Annotated in this window: 22 protein-coding genes; 10 read left to right on the top strand and 12 right to left on the bottom strand. The window is 38.7% G+C overall.

The annotated features are described in order from the left end of the window. Position 1 precedes the first annotated feature (1 nt). The 4 genes from FVA72_RS08470 to FVA72_RS08455 all read right to left on the bottom strand — a co-directional run bounded on the left by FVA72_RS08470 (position 2) and on the right by FVA72_RS08455 (position 3,285). Positions 2-520 carry an Hcp family type VI secretion system effector gene (locus FVA72_RS08470; RefSeq protein ID WP_004246976.1) on the bottom strand — a complete coding sequence of 173 codons (519 nt, stop codon included), beginning with the start codon at positions 518-520 and terminating at the stop codon, positions 2-4. Between the two features lie 709 nt (positions 521-1,229). Then, entirely contained in the window at positions 1,230-1,619 is a 390-nt protein-coding gene (locus FVA72_RS22225) for a putative zinc ribbon protein (protein WP_405030052.1), read from the bottom strand. Positions 1,620-1,894: 275 nt separating this feature from the next. Continuing rightward, positions 1,895-2,131 (bottom strand): helix-turn-helix transcriptional regulator, encoded by a 237-nt coding sequence (locus FVA72_RS08460; protein WP_137018961.1) that lies wholly within the window; start codon positions 2,129-2,131, stop codon positions 1,895-1,897. Between the two features lie 113 nt (positions 2,132-2,244). Beyond that, entirely contained in the window at positions 2,245-3,285 is a 1,041-nt protein-coding gene (locus tag FVA72_RS08455; RefSeq protein ID WP_165119684.1) for a YagK/YfjJ domain-containing protein, read from the bottom strand. 1,555 nt (positions 3,286-4,840) lie between these two features. Here FVA72_RS08455 and FVA72_RS08450 point away from each other — a divergent pair. The 9 genes from FVA72_RS08450 to FVA72_RS08410 all read left to right on the top strand — a co-directional run bounded on the left by FVA72_RS08450 (position 4,841) and on the right by FVA72_RS08410 (position 11,698). Beyond that, positions 4,841-5,929 (top strand): hypothetical protein, encoded by a 1,089-nt coding sequence (locus FVA72_RS08450; RefSeq protein WP_137018957.1) that lies wholly within the window; start codon positions 4,841-4,843, stop codon positions 5,927-5,929. A gap of 228 nt (positions 5,930-6,157) precedes the next feature. Continuing rightward, positions 6,158-6,886 (top strand): DUF3944 domain-containing protein, encoded by a 729-nt coding sequence (locus FVA72_RS08445; RefSeq protein WP_137018955.1) that lies wholly within the window; start codon positions 6,158-6,160, stop codon positions 6,884-6,886. A gap of 56 nt (positions 6,887-6,942) precedes the next feature. Beyond that, positions 6,943-7,620, top strand: coding sequence for a helix-turn-helix transcriptional regulator (locus FVA72_RS08440; RefSeq protein ID WP_137018952.1), 678 nt, complete (start codon positions 6,943-6,945; stop codon positions 7,618-7,620). A 9-nt stretch (positions 7,621-7,629) separates the two neighbouring features. Next, positions 7,630-8,679: a hypothetical protein gene (locus FVA72_RS08435; RefSeq protein ID WP_137018950.1), complete on the top strand. Its 1,050-nt coding sequence runs from the start codon at positions 7,630-7,632 to the stop codon at positions 8,677-8,679. A gap of 96 nt (positions 8,680-8,775) precedes the next feature. Continuing rightward, entirely contained in the window at positions 8,776-8,955 is a 180-nt protein-coding gene (locus FVA72_RS08430; protein WP_243154751.1) for a hypothetical protein, read from the top strand. Between the two features lie 89 nt (positions 8,956-9,044). Beyond that, positions 9,045-9,461: an antirestriction protein gene (locus FVA72_RS08425; protein ID WP_137018947.1), complete on the top strand. Its 417-nt coding sequence runs from the start codon at positions 9,045-9,047 to the stop codon at positions 9,459-9,461. 388 nt (positions 9,462-9,849) lie between these two features. Further along, entirely contained in the window at positions 9,850-10,128 is a 279-nt protein-coding gene (locus tag FVA72_RS21675; RefSeq protein WP_243154750.1) for a hypothetical protein, read from the top strand. Positions 10,129-10,325: 197 nt separating this feature from the next. Continuing rightward, entirely contained in the window at positions 10,326-10,760 is a 435-nt protein-coding gene (locus FVA72_RS08415) for an antirestriction protein (protein WP_137019351.1), read from the top strand. Positions 10,761-10,861: 101 nt separating this feature from the next. After that, entirely contained in the window at positions 10,862-11,698 is an 837-nt protein-coding gene (locus tag FVA72_RS08410; RefSeq protein ID WP_137018945.1) for a DUF932 domain-containing protein, read from the top strand. Between the two features lie 938 nt (positions 11,699-12,636). On the opposite strand, the gene FVA72_RS08405 is transcribed toward FVA72_RS08410, so the two are convergent. From FVA72_RS08405 to FVA72_RS08380, 6 genes are all read right to left on the bottom strand, one after another. After that, the gene (locus tag FVA72_RS08405) at positions 12,637-12,807 is read right to left on the bottom strand and encodes a hypothetical protein (RefSeq protein ID WP_153673958.1); all 171 of its coding nucleotides are present in this window, start codon (positions 12,805-12,807) and stop codon (positions 12,637-12,639) included. A 229-nt stretch (positions 12,808-13,036) separates the two neighbouring features. After that, complete coding sequence (locus FVA72_RS08400) at positions 13,037-13,543, bottom strand: AAA family ATPase (protein WP_094963172.1); 507 nt, start codon at positions 13,541-13,543, stop codon at positions 13,037-13,039. A gap of 95 nt (positions 13,544-13,638) precedes the next feature. Continuing rightward, entirely contained in the window at positions 13,639-14,061 is a 423-nt protein-coding gene (locus FVA72_RS08395) for a GNAT family N-acetyltransferase (protein WP_094963173.1), read from the bottom strand. A gap of 97 nt (positions 14,062-14,158) precedes the next feature. After that, a complete protein-coding gene (locus FVA72_RS08390) occupies positions 14,159-14,689 on the bottom strand; it encodes an MltR family transcriptional regulator (protein WP_036958979.1) in 531 nt (176 codons plus the stop codon). 101 nt (positions 14,690-14,790) lie between these two features. Continuing rightward, positions 14,791-15,951, bottom strand: coding sequence for a mannitol-1-phosphate 5-dehydrogenase (locus tag FVA72_RS08385; protein ID WP_036958981.1), 1,161 nt, complete (start codon positions 15,949-15,951; stop codon positions 14,791-14,793). 11 nt (positions 15,952-15,962) lie between these two features. Continuing rightward, complete coding sequence (locus tag FVA72_RS08380; protein ID WP_110591941.1) at positions 15,963-17,912, bottom strand: PTS mannitol transporter subunit IICBA; 1,950 nt, start codon at positions 17,910-17,912, stop codon at positions 15,963-15,965. A gap of 546 nt (positions 17,913-18,458) precedes the next feature. Between FVA72_RS08380 and FVA72_RS08375 the strand changes: the two genes are divergently transcribed. Beyond that, on the top strand, positions 18,459-19,694 hold the full coding sequence (locus FVA72_RS08375; protein ID WP_110591942.1) for an SLC13 family permease: 1,236 nt from the start codon (positions 18,459-18,461) through the stop codon (positions 19,692-19,694). 52 nt (positions 19,695-19,746) lie between these two features. Here FVA72_RS08375 and FVA72_RS08370 read toward each other — a convergent pair whose 3' ends face one another. Continuing rightward, complete coding sequence (locus tag FVA72_RS08370; protein WP_110591943.1) at positions 19,747-20,484, bottom strand: cyclase family protein; 738 nt, start codon at positions 20,482-20,484, stop codon at positions 19,747-19,749. A gap of 228 nt (positions 20,485-20,712) precedes the next feature. Next, a complete protein-coding gene (locus tag FVA72_RS08365; protein WP_110591944.1) occupies positions 20,713-21,555 on the bottom strand; it encodes a MetQ/NlpA family ABC transporter substrate-binding protein in 843 nt (280 codons plus the stop codon). Positions 21,556-21,719 lie beyond the last annotated feature (164 nt).

Here is a 21,719-nt window from a genome sequence, read left to right as displayed (position 1 = left end):
CTTACGCTTCGAGCGGCGCGCGCCAGTCATCCGCACCCGATGTGCCTGCAACGGTGTGCTCCCAATCGATTTTGCGGTAAGACAGAGACACTTCAATAAGCTGGGTGAAATCCGCTTTGGCCGGGTCTTGGCAATGTGGCATTTGGCAATCAATATTGACAATCGTCGCATCGGTTAACGTGGTGGTGAAGAAATGCTCTTGCTTGCCTTCCACTGACGTGCGGTACCATTTCAGTTCGACTTTCGGCAGCATTTCACCCGAGGCTAATGCGTTATATAGCAGTGGAACCGCTTTATTTAATGCCACTGTAAAACGGAACGGCTTGTGCGCACGTTGGCCAGAAGGTTGTCCCGATTGTGGGTCAGTCGGTACAGTCACAACGTGAGAAAACTCTTGCACTAACATTTGGTCTTCATGACCTTGTACATAGATGTTACCCACAGAATCCGCCGTAAATGCACCGGCAGTGATGTTGCCTTGGGTTTTTCCTTCAATGGAAATATAACATGGAGTTGGCATAGCGATATCCTTTATCCAGAATAACAAGTTGAGTTAAGTCGACATAATTATCGATTAATTTCCGTCATCTCAGCCAGTGCGCACGGTAAGATTTACTTGAAGGATAATAAAATCTGATGAATGATATGTAAACCTGAGGGCTGGTTTGTATCTCTCTAGGATAAGTGACTTAGCGTAAACTGGTTGAAATATCGCTATATAATGCTGATAAAAACACCTTAAACAAATAAAATCAGAATAATCATCGAACAAAAAATAGACCGAAACGCGATAAGCCCAGTAAGTTCTAATGTACATAGAAATAAACTATGTAACCAAATATTTCAGTCAAAGAATCAGTTATAACTTATTTATTTTATTAGATTAATAGCAATATCACCATGCAACTATCATAAGTCCGACATTTACATGTTCATTTTGTTAGTGTATTCACCTATCAAGGTTGCACTTAGCAATATTAAAATCAAGTAAGATTAAGCTTTGTTTTATTTAACTCTGTTGTAACCCGCTTTTTTATAATGTTAATAATAACCTCACAAGTAATACCGTATATCAATTTCAAAAAATATCTGGTGCGGGTACACCTGTAAGTATCTGGAATGCTTATACGGCCATCAGTTGATGGTGGCTATAGGTGCGAGTTAGATTATAAAATAAATAGCGGCATAATTATTAAAATCCATTAATATTTAAATCGCTTATCTGGAAATTACCTCTTTGTTTTAGGCTGATGTTCATCAGTCACATTCTCTTCAGGAATACACCAAATCCCCTCATGGCACTTCGGGCAACATTTTTGATTGTTTGTAAAATACTCATGACACTGCACACAAAACCAATCCGTGACCTTTAAAATAGGGGACACTGATCGAACCTGTGTGCTCAGTCGTGCCTTGTCTTCTAAGCTCTTGATCTTACTGATGACCCGCGGACAGTGCTCTGCGGTCTGAGGATCAGAATGGGTAAACCATGACTCCGTTGGCGTCTTGTGCAGTGTGACGGGCTCACCGCAGTGAGCACAGTAATAGTTTTCTCGTGAATAACTCGATTCCTGATTGGCTCCCGCGAAACGATTGTTCTGCGTTAAGGCTAGCGACATTTTGACTTCATGTAATTTAAGCATGGTTGTGCTCCTTCTGTAAAATTTAAACTAAACGTTCTGAGTACCCAACATTCAGGATCCACACTCGGCAACCCACCTTGAAACTTAGAAGACCACTGAGCATAGGCTGCATGCGTATCGAGTCAGGTTCGTATGTTTAGGATGCAACGTTGCCTAGAACGCGTTCAATCGCACCAGGTGTGGTTGAAAGTGAGTTGGTGGGTAATGGGTGGGTATGCTATGAAAAATGCACGGCGACTCGCGCTAGTACCTTAGGATCCAAGGGCTGAGTTGGTTCCTCTCGATTCATCAATGCGTGCTTGTAGCCATTGTACGACTTCGCTCTTTAACCAGCGCGACATGCGACCAAACTTGATGGGTTTTGGGAATTCGCCATTTTGGATCAACTTATAGAACCACTTATCCGTTAATCCTGTTAATACGGTGATAAATTTCATATCAATGAATTGGTCATTAAGTAATGCAGTATTTTCAGTTTGCGTGCTCATGGTAAAACTCCTGTTTTTAATGTGGGTAAAAAGCAGGAGCGATATCGAAAAATAGGATGTGGATATCACTCCACATCATTAACCGGATGTGTAAAAAATAACTTGGTTGCTAACTACTGGCGTTTTCTCGGTTTGATTTCACCTCGCCAAAAGGTGCGTTTAAGTTCAGGCACAGCCAGACGGACCCATGCATCCGCTTTACATAAATACCTCACCGCATTCAACAACCCTTTCTTACTCTCCGCATCAGTACGTTTCAGTAAACCAATCCCCAGTTCACGATATCTTTCTTTTTGGTAATTACAGTTAAAGTACAGGCCTGCCATGTCCGTAATACGTTCTTGCCAGAGTTCACCAATGAGTTTGCCCAGCGTGATGTCCTGCCTCACTTTCTGACCGTTAAAGAAAAACAAGGCGTGGTAATGAAAGCCTTTTTCCATGCCAAATTCCAATTTCAAGATATACCCAACACAGTGTGAAAAGAGTGGGTCGCTATTAATGGCTTTGTACAGGGCTTGGCGATGCTGGCGCAGGTGGTGAGCTTTGACTCTATGGCAAATACCACTTTTGTAAGACAGGTCTACACGCACAACTAACAGTTTGGAGTAACGTTGATACAACGAGTCAATGTACTGCTGAGCCCGTCTGTAGTTCCTCTGAGCGCCTTGCTCGAAGGTATGAACTTGCTTTTTGTAGTCAGGGCTCTTCAATGTGCTTTGAAACTCACGGAAGACCTCGTTAAGGCACTGAACGTGTTCAGGGCTATCTACCAACCAGTATTTATCTTTGTCTGTGAGTATGTCGCTTAAGCGGTATTTGTTAACAAGAGAGACCAAGAGCACAAGAGTGGGATGCAAGTGCTGTATTTGCGATATTTTCATTGATTGAATGTAACGGGTGAACTTGAGCGTTTCTAAAAAGAGCTCACCTTTGGGAGATGTCGAGGTGAGCTGCAAACGAGGGTTATTAGGTGACAAGGGAATGCCTTGATATAAATCTAATTTATGAGTTAGACGTTTTGAAAGGTGTTTAATATTTCCCATAAGTAGAGACACCAGCTCACGCAGTGAGTGGTCTCGAGTGAGCGTTAAACGGTCATTTTCAAACGTGGTTGAGAGAACAACTTGATTTAAGTGTAGTGCACGATTTGTCATTTTATTTGCCTGTGTTCGAATAAAGGTTCGTATCATCAGGCAAGAGAGTTATTTTTAATTTTTGATTGCAAATGGTTGGGGAGCGATCATCAGCAAAGGGGCTTTGCTTTGGAGCGATTACATTGACTTTGGCAGTCAATAGGGACTGATAGCATAACCCAATATGTTTATAAACAATAAAACACAGCATACTAAGATAGCATGGCGTTCTGTAAGCTGGGTAAGGTTAGAGCCTGTAGATAATTTTGTCTTAAGGAGCAATAGTAGCAAGGTGACATTATATCTTCGACTCGGGTTATGTCAGCCACGCGATGATATTGCGTCATTAGGTGACGAACCTAATTACCTTGTAATCGAACAAGAGAGTCAGAGATTAACTGGATAGGAGATTCTTACCCTTTCGTTTCATATTGCAATTAAGCATTATAATACAGCGTCTCAATACCGGAGTTGTTGTGTATTTAATCACTCTCGTTTTCATGTGGCTTATTTATAAATAGAATGATTAGTTATATTTAATCGCAATAGTTAATTATTATTGTAATGACTCTGTAATTGTGATGTTGTTATAATAATAAACAATCCTAGATTAATCCCCATTATTTTAAGACCAGTTAAACACGAAAGTGCACCCTACACACAAAATAATGGCTTAATCACTTAGTTATCAGAGGTGAAAGTTAGTCTTTTTTTAATAAGGAATTCACGTTATTTTTGTGATAACAATACAATCTTTAACTCAATGAATAAATCAAGTTAGGTATTGTTAACTTTAACATCTAGACAATCATTTCTATTCACCAATATAGACGTAAGACACGCACTAATTTTTATATGCCAGTTTTGGTTGTTTTGGGTATGCTGCTTTGATATTAAACTCGGTGCTCAGTCTGTTTTTTTATCTACTATCACCTATAGTGGGAATTCATGGCTATAATGAACTAAATTAAAAAGCTATGCAATCCGAATGTTTGTTCATATTTCGATGTAAAATAAAAAAAAATGGTACTACTCGTCTCCACGAAATAAAAATGAGGTAGATGGGATAATTTAACTTAGGCCATTTTATTTAGATATAAACATGAAACTTAGGGGCCTATTCGAATAAATAATGCAAATGGTGTTTAAACTTGGCGAAACATTCACAGTGAAGCAGTTTTTATGTACCACATGTAATTATTAATAATGCTAATGAACGATCTTTTTTATCATTAAACGAGCTTCTATTGCCTCCTATTGATGACTTTTTAGTCAAAGTGTATGATGATTGCTGAGGGGGCGATAAGTATTAGATTTAGTCTAGAGCTATAATCGCTACTGCTTTACTAACATATCTCACATCTAATAATATAAAAACGACGCTACTTGCATGCGAAACGCCTAGTTTATTGATTCAAACTATCCTGGCTTTAATGATACAAACTTATCCGCTGAAAACCATGCGGCAGTAGAGGTAAATTAACTTGTATCTATATGTAATACTAACTTGTATTATAATAGCAAATTAACTTGTATGATGAGGCAGTATGTAATTGAGCAGACTAGGGAGATAAGAATGTCACTCAAATCGATGCATAACGACTTTGATTTTTTACTGTTAGACAAAAAAGATGATGGAATTAATATTGAAAGGACCAAGAAAATCAACGAACAAATCGTTGCGTTGGCGGATGAATATGTCCTCTATAGTGGATTTCCCACCGGCTCAAATACATCAATAAATCTAATTGATTTTATTGATGCAAACTTCGAAGGTGTCATCGATGGTGAGATTAAAATCCTAGGTGGCGCTAAATTTATAACCTTACTGAAAAGGTCTTTGAATCAAAAAAACAATATCTTTAATAGGCTTTATGAATACCATCAAACGATGATGAAAAGGAATAAAAAGGCGGGGCATCTTATTTTTTCAATTAAAGTAGATAATAAGGATAATAAGGATAATAAGGATAATAAGGATAATAAGGATAATAAGGATAATAAGGATAATAAGGATAATAAGGATAATAAGGATAATAAGGATAATAAGGATAAGCAAGATAACGCTTTAATGCAATGTGTGACGGATTTTTTTAACCATATTCGTTCGCGAGTTATGCTAAATGAACATATATTAGGTTACTTTTGGACTTCACTAAAAGTGAGCGCCTCTGATGAAAAATACATTCGTATTCACTTATATATTTCAAATGGAAAGTTCAATAATAGAATGACTGATGAGATAAAATCGGTTTGGAATTCTATTCTATTTAAAAACCAATTAGAAGGGAAAATCCTTTTTTTAACACAAACAAAAGATTCGTATAAAGGTGGGTATGAAAGCTTGCTCTTTTGGACTAAAGATGCCAATAAACGGAGAAGTAGAAATAATCTAACACCTATTAATAATGAGCCTTCTGATGAACAAAAAACGGAAAAATATGTCAGAAGTGTGCAGCGAGATAAAACTTCAATGTTGCATATATTATATCCTGACTGGAATGACGACACGATATTCCATCATTTTACAAATGAAATGAACGCCATCCAATTTAAAGGGTATTTGTTTAGATTAGCGAAACAAACATATCAGCAGCCTAAAGCTCGCAGTATCGGGGTTGCCTGTATAAATTCAATGAAAGCAAAACGCCATAAGAAAAAATAAAGTTACGTACTCTTTCTTTTGTATCGTTCACAATCAAAAAATAATCAGATATACAGTATTATTGTGATATTGAAATAATTTAAATATCAATCAGTTAATGTTTTTCAAGGACATATCCTGTCATTTCCCCTCCATTTTCCCCCGAAAAAAAGTCAAATAGCCGGACATAACCTGTCCGGTGAGGTTGTTATCGTAGTGTTCTCTTTTTCAAACTGAGGAATAACACCGATGGCAACTTACCGATTAGATACCGATTTAGCGTTTTTACGTAAATGCAGTAATGAAGAACTGGGTTTGCTTGTGTCTGTACTGACTCACGACAGTAAGGATGGGCAAAAGCGTTGGACTGAAACCTTAACCAGCTCACCTGAATATCAACTCTACCACCCTGAGCACCAGCAATACTGGATGTCGATTGCGGCAGAGCTGCAAGCCTTTGGGGCTAACAGCTTGATGAGTCTCGTTCGAGGCAATAAAGGCGTGTTGTACCGTGAAATTTTACAAGATGTCTGTGACCACCTTGATGTCAATTATCCAAAGGAGGGTAATACCGAAACCTTGGAATTAAATTTGTTATTGAAAGTATTAGAAAAAAGCTTAAATGAGCTGACCACAGAAGAGCTACAAACCTTCTCCCGTGAGTTGCAACTTAACCTCACCAACCCCACACCTCAACTGATTTTGATTGCGGTTCAAGCGGCTATCCGTACCTCTGGCATTGCCGCACTGGAAGTGGCCACACTCTCAGCCATTGGCGTGATTAATGCGCTCGGCGGGATTGCCACCATTGGTACACTCTTTGCCGCACACCGAGCACTTTCCTTGATTGCGGGTCCGATTGGTCTTGCAGTGAGCTCGGCATGGCTTGTCGCTGACCTAGCGGGCCCTGCTTATCGGGTTACCGTTCCTGCCTGCATCATTGTGGCGTACTTACGACAAAAGGCCTTATCACAATAAGGTTTATCACTCCCATTCTATCCGCTTGCCGGAGCTATTTTAACAAGGACAATATCATGTCGACATCTGTGTCTCGCCATGACCGGCTTGCGTCTCGGTTGGCGTTTATTATCAGTCAATTATTTCGAGGAGAAACCGTTTATTTATCGGCGCTGTCAGAAGAGCTCAATGTCTCGACTCGTACCCTGCGGCGTGATTTTAATGAACGCCTTCAGTATCTGGACTTGGAATATCACCAAGGTGGCTATCGATTAGCCGCGTCACAGCGTCCCTTTCGTACCGATAAGGACATATTGCGTTTTGCCGCCATTACGCATATCACCTCACTGTTTCCGGCCTTAGACAGGAAGCTGTTAACGGTTCTGCTCGACCCGACAATTGATTCACCGTTCATTGTCTATCATACGCCTCCTGAGCAGCGTCCCTCGCTGTTCGGGGGCTTTTATATCCTGACACAAGCCATTGTAAAACGGCGTTTACTGCAATTTGCCCACCAAGGAAAAAACATCACGAACGTTGCCCCGTATAAGTTGATTTATTACCACGGTCATTGGTATCTCGCCGCCGATATCGCGGAGCACATTCATGTCTTTGATGTGATGGCACTGCAAGATGTGGTCATGACAGCGCGGGGCTTTCGTTATCGTGAAGACCTCAATCAGCGGTTATGTGAAGAGGCGTTCATTCAAGCCTTGCCCCATTACCAATATATTCAATCACTCTTTAAATTATAAGGTATTAAGATGAAAACTATTTTTTATGCAGTCTGCATCAGCAGCGCGCTATTGCTGGGATGTGATGATGCAACATCCCCCCCTGCTAAGACCGTTTCCCAAGACATTTTGCGTGTTCAAGGATTGATTTATGATTACGACCGCAGTGTCACACTCGGCGGTGTACTCAACCACCGTAAAGACTGTGTTTCGCCTACATGGGAAACCTTAACGGATGAACAAGAAAGGCCCTTGGTAGTCTATAAGTGTCAGTTAGCTGAAGGGGCATTACAAACCGCCATTAACCACGATTTAAATAACTGGTATCAAACTGCAATAGACGGTATGACTAAACTCATACCGCGCTTTGCCAATGCGGAAACACCGAAAACAGATTCAACCCTTGAGGAGCAGAGGCTTACACAGGTTTTACAGCTCATCACAACACTGTCTCAACATGACTGGTCATTGCTCCGAGGCAATGTTGACCAGCCCTATGCGATGATGACACCAATTGTATTTAATGCCGATTATACCCCGTCAGAGGAAGCAGAGCACCAGCTTAAAGCGTGGAATGCGTTAACGGAGACATTGAATGACCACGCCCCTGATGTTGGCTTGTATTTATTACCGTGGTTAAACCAAACAGAAAATGTCGAGGCAATGCTCCGGAAAAAGGTCTCTGAGCTTCAGCAACACAATGCCAATGCGTTAACACAATTTAAACACCAGCAAAATGAAGGCGTTCAAATCACGGAGCAATACATCACAGACCTAAAACGCGCACAACAAAATGCGCAGGACTGGTCAATCACCCAAGTTTTTATTTGGAGCCTCGTTAACCCTGAAAAGCCTGTTCTAACCCATGTTCTGTATAACCTAGAGGATAAACAAGGGCGGGAAGATTTTACCCCTATGATGGAAAAAACATTAAGCCGTTTAGCAAGAACGGATGCCGTCGCATGGGCGTACCAAGGTAAGCTTGAAACACCTCAAATTATTAACGGAATAGCAAAAGCGTTATTTTACTACCAAACACAATCCTTTCAAAAACCGGATATCGCCCGATATCAATACTGAGTTTTCACACACTATTCGGCGTTCATATTCAGTGAACGCCTGACTAAAGGGTAATCTATGTCCATTTTTAAACTTATCGCCACCTCTGTGAGTGTTGTGACACTGGTGTCTATCACCTACTACGCCCAGAAGACGGTCAATGAACAACTTGCGCTTGAAGGCAAGTATTCCGACACGGAAATTCAAGCGGCTCGACTTGGGGCGACGCTTGCTTGCACAACCTTATTGGGGGGAGCCATTGAACGACTACTCAACGGGCTATTTAGTGACCACTAAAACTCAACTATTTCAATGTAGATTCAACATAACGGCAGACCAATCGGTCTGCCTTTTTTATTTCGTAACATCCACAAAAGGGCTTTTTTATGACACTTGAACCCATCATCTCAACACCCGCTTTCAACCGCCAGCGCACGCACTTTTGGCAAACTCATTTTGGCAACGTTAAAGGCTTTTCAACCTTTGAAGTGGTGATTTTTACTACCATGGGCCAGTTTTGTGAGGACTACCACGGCGGGTATTGGGAATATTGCACTTTATCTAATGGCGGCGCTTTTATTTATCCCGATTTGAATCAAGAGGAGCTTACGCTATTCAATCCGCATAATGGTAACGAAGCGGAACTCAGTCCTGAAGCTGCGGGCATAGCTGTGTGTTTGATGATGTACAGTTTATGGTCCTTTCAAACGGAAAGTGACACCCTCGTCGATCGCTTTTATCAATTGCGTGATTATGCGGCGCAACATCCTGAACGTTCCGCTATTTTCCATTTAATCGATTAACCTCGCCCTTATTTACGCCGCCTTCTTATCTATCTACTTTATTTTAAAGGAAATTCATTATGGCTCGCTTAGCATCCCGCTTTGGTGCGGCAAATAGTATGATGGTAGAATTATTTATGATTCACTATGTTATTCTGACAGGGTATCTACGAAAAGGAAAATGTATGAAACGATCAATCCAACTACCGTTAATTGTTCTTACTTCTTTATTGGTTATTCCATTGAGCTATGCAACTCCTCATAAGGATTTACGCCAAGCTCATCTATCTCGTTGTGCTAAACCTGTGTTTTACGCTCAAACAGCGAACCATAAGAAGGAAGTTGAGATCTGCATTGTTTCACCTTCTGTATCTTATTCTTTTGGTAAAGTGGGGGTAGAAAAAAAGAGATGGATATCTTTGTACCTGCAAACAGAACTTCATTTGCTAGTCAAAGTAATCGGGTTTATAGCATCAGTGAGTTTACTATACGTAATGGTGATACTACCTATCTTGTCAGTGATGGCAGTAATGAAGAAGGTCAGCCTTTTAGCACCCTCGATGTCTATAAAGGATCCGTAGAGACAGGAAAGCACCTTGTTGAGATTAAACTAGATCCCAAAACCGTCGTGAATAACATCGGTTATCAATTAGCAGATGAAGGGATCCCCGAATCTGATTCATTATAAAAGCATCATCAGACTAACCCATTAATTAACTTACATTTATTTTTATATCTATATTATTTTAGTGAATCAATCATCAGAATGAGTCACTAAAAATGATACTCAATATACCTATCATTTCTAGAAAGCTCTGCACCGCAAGGTGTAGGGCTTTTTTGCTTATTACTGTCTATCAATATCGACTGAATTGGAGTTCTATTATGTTTACCTTACAAGAGCAAGAATCAACTGTTATCAAAACCAATCTCGTTCACTCCAGTGGCCGTCATATCTTCTGGCGTTTCTACTTTGGGACGGTACCCGATTGGCAACGTATCGAGGGCGATATTTTTAACATGATGGCGAAGCTCTGTCATCGCTATCAGGGCGCGTTTTGGGAGTTCACCATGTTATCGAATGGGGGGGCTTTTATCTGGCCTGAGATGATTGAAATTACCTTGCCGATGTTTAACCCTCATAATGATAACGAGGCTGAGTTAAGCCCTGAAGCAGCTGGTATCGCAGTCTGTCTAATGGTGTATAGCATCTGGTCGTTTAAAACCGAGAGTTCTGTGCTGGTAGAGTATTTTTACCAACTTCGTGACTATGCGATGCAACATCCCGAGCAAGCACAAATCTTTCACCTAATTGACTAAGTTATTGATAACGCTTTAATACAGCGTCCACCAGCTTATCACCTCACTTATTTCCTTTATCTTATTTTAATTTATCAGTGTTATCACTGAGGAGACCCCCTATGTCTCGTTTAGCTTCTCGCTTTGGTGCGGCAAATAGCATTCGTCGTGACCGCCCGTTAACCATTGAAGAATTGTTTCGTACTGTACCGAGTGTTTTCTCTGAAGAGAAACACGAATCCAGAAGTGACCGATATACTTACATACCAACCATTACCTTACTCGATAGTCTTCAAAACGAAGGTTTCTACCCGTTCTTCGCTTGCCAGACTCGTGTACGCGATGCCAGCCGTCGAGAGTACACCAAGCATATGTTACGGTTACGTCGTCATGACCAAATCACGGGTATACAAGTGCCTGAAATCATCTTACTCAATAGCCATGATGGATCGAGTAGCTATCAAATGTTACCCGGCTTCTTTAGAGCCATTTGCTGTAATGGCCTCGTTTGCGGTGACGCGTTTGGTGAAGTAAGAGTGCCGCACAAGGGCGATGTGGTGAATAAAGTCATTGAAGGGGCTTATGAAGTATTAGGTACCTTCGATGCCATCGCAGATAAACGCGAAGAAATGCAAAGCTTGATATTACCGCCACCCGCACAACACATCTTTGCTCAATCTGCTCTCACATATCGTTATGGTGAAGCGCATCAGCCGATCACAGAAACGCAAGTATTACAGCCACGCCGTGTAGAAGATAAGAAGGACGATCTTTGGACAGTGTATCAACGTTTACAAGAAAATTTAATTAAAGGGGGATTATCAGGCAGAAATGCGAAAGGTAAACGCGCTCGCACGCGTTCAGTGAATGGGATTGATGGGGATATTAAGCTCAATAAAGCGTTATGGGTACTCACAGAGCAAATGCATGCGCATTTTTCTGGTCGTGAACAACTATAGCCACAGTGCGTTATAAACAACCTAACCATACGGTTAACATCATGAAATTATCAGAACGACAACTAAAAACATTGGGTAATGTAAAACTCAATTATGGCCCACTCTGTAATAAAAGAACGCTCAGATCACTGGAAAAAAAGGAGTTAATCCAATGGCACATATCTAACAGTTGGATCTTAACTGAATTAGGTTTTCATGTGCTGAATAGCACAAAAGAGTTTCTTTAAAAGATAAAGCGTTAAGTAAGTCATCTCCCCTTACATTCCTTCGTCCTATATCTATAACGTAATCAAGCTTACGTTGGAGATCATCTTAACGATCTCCATGAGAGTCCTCCACTATCAATAGAGGTACTTATACAATAAAATTATGCTAAAATCATTCAACCTGATGTTGGAAAACATACTTGAAGATGGTAACAAGTACGATTCCGTGCTACGAACCCAAACTATAATTTAGGATGGGATAAAAAGTACCCTGTTCGACTTCAAAATCAATGCAAATACGTTTAGGGGCTCAATTGGGGGCCTCTATATTTTTCGAACATAATAATATCTTTTATTATCAATGTAATTAATAGTTAAATTCGAAGTCTGCAGGGGACACCACAGCAAGCTAAACCCAGCTATTCCCACCTAAACAAAAACCTCATCAAGCTAGTCATGTCTACTACTCATACTCAATCCCCCCTATAAAGCGAAATACAAGCCAAATCGAAACAGCAAGACACAAAAAAAGCATACGAATTAACCGATACCTAAGGTTTGTATCTTCATATGTCAACAACGGCCCTATGTCTTGGCTTTTAAAATACTAAATCGCCAAAAAGAAAAATTTATAACGATGAAATGCCCCCCAGTAATTAGTTGCCCAACGATTAGTAGAAGGCACTTCATAGGCAAACTTCTTAGTTTATTATTAATTATTCTATTGCTAGATTAATATCCTCGTCGCATTTTCCGCTCTATTTGAATATTCTGACCAGCTTTAATACTGTTTAATGTGCTATCAACGTAAGGGTCATCTTTAGGATTTTCTTTACTTAACTCACGCCCAGAAGATGCACAAGCGGAAAGCATTACTGCAAAAACTATTATAAACAGCCTCATGTCATACCTCATATTTACACTTATATTAAGTTTTAGACCTATATAAGTTTGTAAGTTCAGATCAGCAATCAAACAATATCTAAACATTAAGAAAATAAGAAGTACCATAGACACAAACGCTGTGTTCGCATAAGCCTCGGTTGGTAGTAACCCAAACTTAATCATCTTAAATAAAATTATCGCAAAGATTAGTTATAAAGGCAGGTGCTTGGTAGTAAACCAACTCTATTTATTTTATTTGCTCTAAATGTTTTTTTATCGTATCAATACATTGTTCGGAGTTATCTATGATGATGACTTTAGATGCAAATAAAGGATTTTTAGCAAAGAAATCATCAAGTCTCTTATCAAATTGCTTTGCAAAGCGTAGCAGTTCAATCATATTAAAAAGCGTTTCTTTAGGCCCCATTGTTGTAAATTTCGATGAAAGGTATCGTTTTACAATTCTAAAGACACAAATACGATAAGGTATAATTAAGCGAATAATCAGCGTACAATCGTTAAAAAATGGTATTAAACGCCTATCGTAAGCACCTTCAACTATCCATTCCGTTTTAGACGTTATCGCTGAAACTAAGGCGTTAATAATAGGTTGAGGATTTTTGATATATTCCTGCTGAGTTTTATCCCAATAAATCTCATCATAACCATACACGGGCGTGTTAAATTCATCAGATAACTTGGCAGATAACGTCGTCTTCCCTGCTCCAGATGTTCCTATAATACAAACTTTCATATCTTCTCTTCGTGTATCAAATGCTAGCCGCACAAAATAAATTTAAATGATAACAACAATGTCAACTTACAGCAGATTAAATGCAGTAAATATGATTATGATAATTCAGTTTTAGTGAGATAATGCCTTTCCATGCCTGTCTCTGGGAAATCAGGCAAGGACATTTGTTTTACATATCCTAATTTTTCATAAAAGGGTAAGGCTTGAAAACTGAATGTATCTACTAAACTATGAATACACCCTAATTTTATTGCTTCTCGTTCAGCGGTATACATCAATTTACTGCCTAATCCCGTTTTTCTGGCGTCCTCACTTACCCATAAAAAATCGATACAAAGCCAATTTGCCTTTACAGAAGCCAGTAATCCACCAAGCATAACACCAGAGTCATTTTTAAAATAAACGCCTAACTCACTAAAACGTTCTGCATTCAAATATTGGATATTAAAACTACGTAACCCTGCAAGTAGTTCTTCTTTATCTTCAGTGGTGATTTCATGTGCAACAATAATATTCATTCTATATTCTATTGATAGTCGGATAATAAAGCATTATTTCATACATATTTACTTTGATAAGTAAACAATAAAATATCAGAGAATTGAGTTTACAATTTTAAAATACATCGGTTTCTATAATTTGGGTAATTAAAGCAGTTACAGATAATACTAACGATGATTTTATCATTTGTTGAAAACGGTGTTTTTGCAATTCAATTAATTGGTTATCGACAAGATCCTCTGGTTGATTGAATCTCATCATTTCTGGTAAAGGTTCCATACAATGAAGCATTTTAATACTGCCTAAAATTTCATCATCTGTAAAATTTATATTTAAATTTTCTGCTGATAACGATTCATTCAAAGCAAGAAATAATTCTATATCTTCATAGGTTTCACGAGAAATCGCCCCTAATGCAAATAGAAGTTTCAAACGAACCGATAACTCTCCTAATGGCCCATTTCCAGTTAAAAGTGGTTCAACTGCATATTTTACCGCATAATCATCCTTTCTAAAAACTTTTAACATTAATTTATCAATAGCTTGTGAAATTAAAAGAACGACCTCTTGAACAAATAAATTTACTTCCGGCCGTTGATTTAACCGCTCAAGAATCTGATTTTCAATGTTTTGTTTATTTTCCATATTAGCTTCTTTTATCACTTTATAGCTATACTACTTACTATCATACTGTAGATAGCCATAAAGTGACTGAACCTCAATTAATCAATCTATTATCCGTAATATCACTTGTTACTCAATATCAATAACTGGTATTGGGAACAGATTCTATCAACAACCTCGGGATATTGCTCTAACCCACAAAGCTCAACAACCGCTTGATATATACCTTTGTCAGCAATTAACTTTGCCATTTCATTTGCTTGAGGATCAGCTTCACATCTGAAATGCAATGCGGCAGCAATTCCTATGATCAGATTTTCATTTGGTAATTGGTATTCAAATGTGCCTAACAACGGCTTAATTAAGCGATCATTAGAACTTAACTTTCTCATAGGCTGTCGCCCTACTCGACTAACATCATCTTTTAAATATGGGTTTGCAAAGCGACTTAGTATTTTATCTATGTATTGATTATGTATTTGTGAATCAAAGCCATAACGTTGAATTAAAACTTGTCCACTTTCTTGCATAGCCGATTTAACAACAGTATGGATCCTCAAATCCCCAATTGACTCACTAATTGTTTGGTATCCATATAATTGTCCCAAATACGCTGTCATCGCATGGCCTGTATTTAACGTAAATAGTTTGCGTTCAACAAATGCCATTAGGTTATCCGTTAATTCCATTCCATTGATAATAGGAATATCACCAACAAATTGTGTCTGGTCAACAATCCACTCACTAAAGGATTCGACAGTAACGTCAAGCGGGTCATCATTCGCTGCATCCATCGGAGGAACAATACGGTCAACTGCGGAGTCTACAAAGCCAATATGCTGCTCAACCCATTGATGCAACTCTTCAGGCAATTGAGCCAATACATGTTGCTTTAGTTGGCTAGTTCCTCTTACCATATTTTCACATGCAATAATATTGAGCGGCTGGTTATTTCCCAACGATTTTCTATGAATAATGCCTTTAGCTATCGTTGAGGCAATTTTTTCCAGCACCTGTGGCCCGACTGCTGTTGTAAGCATATCTGCTGTTGCAATAAACTCTATCGTTTTAGGGTCATTACTATTAACAGCGTGAATGTGTTGGACTTTCTCAATACGATTTTCCTGACCAACAACATGAACATTATAAGATTGTTGATGTGCTAATTGGTCAATTAATGGCTGATTGACATCAGTAAAAGTTACTTGTGAATTTGCGTCTGCTAATAATTTACCAATAAAACCGCGGCCTATATTTCCTGCACCAAAATGAATGACTTTCATTATTATTCTCCTCATGCTGCACTTTGAGACGCTAAAATTTCGAGTACTTCCTGAACATCTTGGGTTTCACATAAACGCTCAATAACCCCATCTTCATCTAAAGCGGAAGTAATTCGTGTGATAACTTCAATGTGCTCATTATTTTGTGCTGCAATACCAATAACTAAGCGGGCAATTTCATCAGGTTCTTCACCAAATTGTACGCCTTCAGGATATTGGCAAATAACAATGCCAGTTTTTAATACTCGATCTTTTGCTTCTATGGTGCCATGAGGAACAGCAATAGATTCACCTAGATAGGTTGAAGTCAGTTTTTCGCGAGCTAACATCGCCTCAATATAGTCAGGCTCAACATATCCACCCTCAACTAATTTTTGCCCCGCAAATTGAATGGCTTGCATTTTATTCTGTGCAGATAGGTTTAAATGAATATGCTTTGCACTCAATGTAAATATCGCATCATCATGATCTTCCATTTCATAGGATTCATCATTTGCTGCAATAATCGTTTGTTTAATCAGTCGTCCATCATTTGCTGCTTTAGGATTTTTTTTAGCTATTAAGTTTGTTACAAGATCATTATACGTTTGGCTATCTAGGAAATTAGTCAACGATATATGCATTGCATTTGGTGCAAATGTTTTCGCTCTTTGTGTTAAATCTTTATGCGTTATCACAATATCAACGTTATCCGGCAGGTCGTTAATTGCCATGTTCGTAACAGAAATTCCTAATAAGCCCGCATCACGCACCTTTTTAGCTAATACCCCTGCTCCCATGGCACTAGAACCCATTCCTGCATCACAAGCTACAATAATGTTGCGTACTTCTGCTAAATTAACAGAGGTATTTTGATTGATTTCTACTGCTGCCGATGATTTTGATTGCGATTTCATATTACGCATTTTTTTCGTAGCATTTTCGAGCTCATCATCATCACCTATGCGAGTTTTCTTTAATAAAATCGCGGAAACAATAAAGGAAACTAACGTCGCACTGGTGACTGATAAAATCACACCGACCAATGATGACTTAGGCGTCATCAACAGAACTGCAAATATTGAACCCGGTGATGCAGGAGAGACTAACCCTGCATGAAAAAGGTTCATAACAAACACTCCTGTCATCCCACCCAGAATAACTGCAAGAATTAACCGAGGGTTCATTAAGACATAGGGGAAATAAATCTCATGTATCCCACCAAAAAAGTGAATAATTGCGGCTCCTGGTGCAGATTGCTTCGCATTTCCTTTACCAAAAAACATGTAAGCAAGTAAAACACCTAAACCCGGTCCAGGGTTGGCTTCAATAAGAAAGAAAATAGATGCGCCAGTTTCAGTCGCTTGTTGAATACCTAAGGGTGAGAAAATACCGTGGTTAATCGCGTTATTTAGAAATAATATCTTGGCGGGCTCAACAAAAATAGACGTGAGTGGAAGTAAATTATTCTCCACCATCACATTCACGCCTGCTGCCAATATTTTGGATAGCCCTGCAACAAGAGGCCCAATAGCTAAATAAGCCAAAATGGCTAATAACATGCCGATAATGCCGGAGGAAAAATTATTCACCAACATTTCAAAACCTGTTTTAACTTTGCCTTCTATCCACAAATCAAAACGTTTTATTGCATATCCGCCTAATGGGCCAGCAATCATTGCCCCCATAAACATTGGCATGTCAGCACCAACAATTACCCCCATTGTTGTTATTGCGCCGACTATTCCGCCCCGCTCTCCACCAACTAAACGGCCACCAGTATAACCGATTAATAGTGGTAATAAATAAGTGATCATAGGGCCAACAAGTTGAGCTAATGTCTCATTAGGCCACCAGCCAGTTGGGATGAATAACGCCGTTATTAATCCCCAAGCGATAAAGGCACCGATATTAGGCATAACCATATTACTGAGGAAACGCCCAAAATTCTGTACCTTTAATTTGATATTTGATGTTACCATGACAGAACCCCGTGGTACGAAAATGATAAAGTTGTAACGTTATCGCCAAATAACGTCTGTGATTTTTTCAACACTTTCACTCTAGCATGAGCTTGATCAGATTCGCACCACGCGGGCCTTTTTGTGACCATCATCACCATCCACCCCCTACTTACCCCATCTTTATATTGACAAAGATCACAAAAAAATCGTGTTACTAAATTACATTGCTCTTTTTTTGCACTAAAAAAACATTTTTCGTGATTTTAATCACAAAGAAAAAATCACAATTTATCTTCAATTGGTGACAATCATCACAATTTATTTTCTATTTATCTTTTTCTACCCAGTGAACTGCCAACATTTTCTCACCCGCACAGATCATTTCTCAATTTTGTAATAAAATTACTAAACGTATTATCTATTTCATTATAGCCACCGTCTTTTTGAGATAGTCTTAAATAGAACCAACAGCAACGCATTATTATCAATACATTATTTAGCCTTGCTTCATCAGGTGTTCACCGATAAATTACATCTAATTTTCTTAATTAAAATGTGAATATCATGACGTTAACCGTTATTGTTTTTCTTTTGGTTTATATTGCGATGGGCTTTGGTAAGCTACCTGGCTTCAAAGTTGATAGAACTGGCGCTGCGGTTATTGGTGCCTTAGCTATGATGGCTATCGATAGTATTACCCCTCCCCATGCATGGAATGCTATTGATTACCGAACTATTGGTATGTTATTTGGGCTTATGGTCGTTTCTGCTTCTTTTGTTGTTTCTGGTTTTTATAGCTGGACCGCAAACCGGGTGGCGATGCTAAAAGTTTCACCACCAATATTACTGGCTGTTTTAATTCTTGTCGGCGGCTTTCTTTCTGCATTGCTCACGAATGATGTTGTTGTTGTCGCTATGACACCATTATTAGTATCAATTAGTTTATCTCGCGGTTTAAACCCAATTCCTTTTTTACTTGGCTTTTGTTTCGCGGCTAATAACGGAGCGGCGGGCTCATTAATTGGTAGCCCACAGAATATGATCGCAGCGCAAGGACTCGATATCTCGTTTGTTGGCTTATTACAGGCGTCTGCAATACCAGCCCTGCTTTCCTTACCATTAACATGGTTGGTACTTGTTTGGTTATATCGTAATCGTTGGTATTTGACTAAAGAAAATGCGCTATCAACTCCCCCTCAAACCACCCAAGAAACATTAAATGTATGGGAAACAGCAAAAGCTGGCGTTATTACTTTCGCAGTTATCATTACCTTTATTGTGACTGATATTCCTAAAGAACTTATAGCATTAACGGCTGCTGGATTTTTATTATTAAATAGATCCATTGCCTCGAGTGATATGCTTAAACTCGTCGATGGCAATCTTTTATTACTCATCATGGGATTATTTGTCGTCAATGCCGCTTTTGCCGCCACAGGTCTTCCTCAGCAATTATTAACTGATTTGCGAAGCTATGGTGTGGATCTCAACAATCCATTAGCTCTATTTTTAGTTACTGGTGTTCTAAGTACTATCGTTGGAAACAACCCCTCAGTCATGTTACTCGTTCCCTTCTTAACACCTGAAGGTAATGCCGATTCGTTAGGCGCAGCTCTCGTTTTGGGTTCTGGTTTTTCAAGCAACTTACTGGTTTTCGGTAGTCTTGCTGGCATTATCGTGGTCGAACAATCAGCGGCATATGGCGTAAAAATTTCTTTTGGTGAGTTTTCTAAATCAGGGGGAGTTGTAGCACTCTTGTGTATGTTATTAGCTGCTGCATGGATTTTATTTGCTTTATAGTCGTTTTAGCCAATCTGCTATTACATTAGCAGATTGGTTATAATTATAAATTCTATGGCAGTATTGCAAAAGAACGAACAGGAAAACCACTAGCATTGTTTGGTTTAGCAACAATATTAAAAATTACAGCACCACGAGTGGGGACTTGGTCCAAATTAGCCAGTAATTCAACTTGGTATGTATCCTGTTCTAATACATAATACTCACCAAGTAACGCATTATTTTTTCGAAAATCTTTTGCTGCATCAGTATCAAATGTTTCATGGCCAATCGCTTTTATTCCGCGTTCTTCAAATAAAAATTTAAGTGCATCCATTCCCCAACCCGGTATTTGGTTATTGCCCTCGTCATCTTTATTATCCATCAGCTCTTGTGATGGCCAACGTTTACTCCAGTCAGTACGTAATGCAACAAAACTCCCTGATTCAATTCGGCCATATTTCGCTTCAAAATTAAGGACATCATCAAGAGAAAATGCAAAATTAGGATCTTCTTTTGCCCTTTCAGACTGGTCAATAACAATCAATGGCAGAACAAGTTCTTTTAATTCAAGCTCATGTAAATAACGTTTCCCTTCAACGAAATGACAGGGAGCATCAATATGGGTGCCATATTGTCCTGGAAATGTAAATTGCTGTGCAAAGAAACCTTCTGGATAGCCAAATAATGTTTTAAACTCAGCAGAGTCAAACATAAAAAAATGCGGTGAGTCTTTATCGAAGCTATGTGTCAAATCAACCCATTTTTTAGATTTTATTACATTAAATGCATCAATTAATTCATTGCTCATATTTCCCCCTGTCAGTTCTATTTTCTAAATAAAATTATCTACAGACTATTTTTATAATGCCTTTCCTAACCTATTAAATAACGAAAAAACATCCTGTTGTCTACAAATTCAACACGAATCTTTTTCATATTAAATCAGTAAGATATTTATCTTTTATAGCAAAAAACCACTAATTAATAAAAATTAGTGGTTAACATAATATTAATAATAAAAAAATAGACTAGGATTTTATTTAGGGTATTTGTTCCAGCTGTCAGGTTCAATAAAACCATCATAAATACGCTGAGAACGAATATAATCTGCATACTCTTTAGATTCAAAAGCTTCTTTCAAATCTTTTGCCCACTGAGCATCTAGGTCTTTTTGCATGACAGTCACAATAACGCGATGCTCTAGCGGTGAGTTTTCTACAACTAAACCATCAGCAATACGTTGGCCAGCACTTGCCACATAGTTACCATTCACAACAACAAAATCAACATCATCTAATAATCGCAACCCTTGAGCCGCATCGGTTTCTCGAATATCTAAGTTATATTCATTTGGGGAGATATCATTAACACTAAAACTTAATGTACTCACATCAGGCTTAATTGTAATCCAACCTAACTTTTCCAGGATCCTAGCGCCACGCTCTGCATTAACGGGGTCATTAGATAACGCAACAATCATACCATCTTTCACATCATCCAGCGTTTTATGTTTATTTGACCGCAGGCTTTGAGGCGCACTCGGTGAGTCTGTCAATGCCACCATATTAATATTATTTTTTTTGTTATAAGCCTCCATATAGGCACGGCTTTGATTTACAGAAGCATCAATAGAGCCTTCTTCAAAAGCAGGGTTTATTTGCCTATTCTGTGAAAATTGGCGCAAATTAACGATATAACCTTTTTTTTCTAAAATCGGTACAATACCTTTATCCACTTGGTCAATATAATTGCCAACACCAAAGCCTATTGTAATTTGTTTTTTATTAGGATTATCTTTTTCGCTATTATCGCCACACCCTGCCAACACAACTAAAGCAGTAGTAATTAAAGATAAGCCTATTATTTTTTGTTTTAACATATGTAACAACCCTGTAAAGATATTTTGGGCAGTATAATCATAATTAAAGAACACAACTTAGACTATATCGTTATAACTTAATACAAAAGTAATATAAGAGTCACTTGTAATTCTTTTTGGTTATAAATATATAACAAATAGATCGTTCGATTAGTGATGTGATT

Source organism: Providencia sp. PROV061 (assembly GCF_011045655.1).
Lineage (GTDB): Bacteria > Pseudomonadota > Gammaproteobacteria > Enterobacterales > Enterobacteriaceae > Providencia > Providencia hangzhouensis.
Note: the sequence above shows the minus strand (reverse complement) of the source record. Positions and strands in the feature narration are given on the sequence as shown.